At 43.1% G+C, this 1,049-nt stretch carries 1 protein-coding gene; it reads right to left on the bottom strand.

Going from position 1 to position 1,049, the window contains the following annotated elements:
- Window positions 1-24: 24 nt before the first annotated feature.
- Window positions 25-1,049 (bottom strand): IS630 family transposase (locus PAEAM_RS24205; protein ID WP_100529273.1); only part of this gene is annotated, 1,025 nt, incomplete at its 5' end.

Genomic DNA, 1,049 nt, shown 5'->3' with positions numbered 1-1,049 from the left:
CTATATAGATTGAACTGAAAATCTTTACGCCCGAACCAGTAGCCGATCAATTAATTCAAAAGGACTCTGATTGACCCGTTTCATGAAAGCTGCAACATGAGTACGGATGACGTAATACTTATGAAAAAAGACATTGTTTACGACATCCTGTTTTAGCCATTTCCATAATCCTTCAACAGGATTAAGCTCAGGACTATACTTGGGTAAAAAAACAAGATGAAGTCTCGAATTTTCTCGCAGAAAAGGCTGGATTTCCTCAGCATGATGAGTACGGGCGTTGTCTAACACCATGACAAGTTTGCCATTGGGGTAGGCCTGTAAGATATCTATTAAAAATCTTCCAAAGGCCGCCGCATCAAACTTTTCTTCTTCTCGATGGGTCACACGGCCTGTTTCATAGTCGATGGCAGCAAATAGTTTGGCTCCTTTATGCTCGCCATAAGTCGGAATTTTGCGTTGTTTTCCTTTGGGAAACCAGTTGTACTGCAAAGCCAAATAGGCCCGTATCATGGATTCATCTTCAAATAAAAGATGGTCGATTTCTCCCTGATTCAGTTGCTCTTTTAGCTCAGGCAAAGTGACCTCGCGGAATTGTTTTTGTTCCGCTTTGTTGGCTCGTACCAAAGTATAGGTGGCTTTCGTGTAGCTAAAACCAAGCCGGTTCAGCATTTTAGAGATTCCTCTCAGGGTATATTTCTCGTCAAACTCGCGAAAGATCCATGCACGGATGATTCTTAACGTCCACGTGTATTTCGCTTCAAATCCAACATCGACCGGACTTTGCTTGGCAATGGTTTCTTTCAGCCGTTCTTCTTGTTCATCAGAAAGTTTTCGAATGCCGCCGGGATACTCACCAAACTCAAGGCCTTGAAGTCCCTGCTTGCGATAAGCATTCCAATATCCGCTTATGGCAGGAAATGATCTGCCCAAAATGTCTGCAGTTTCGGTTAAAGTCCGGCCTTCCAAATGCAAACGGACAGCTAAATATCTTTCATACATGCGCGTACTATCCGTTTCTTTCATGGCCGTTGTTAGCTCTTCAATCTCTT

The sequence above is a fragment of the Paenibacillus sp. GM1FR genome (assembly GCF_002803315.1).
GTDB lineage: Bacteria > Bacillota > Bacilli > Paenibacillales > Paenibacillaceae > Paenibacillus > Paenibacillus amylolyticus.
This window is presented reverse-complemented; position numbering and strand designations above follow the sequence as displayed.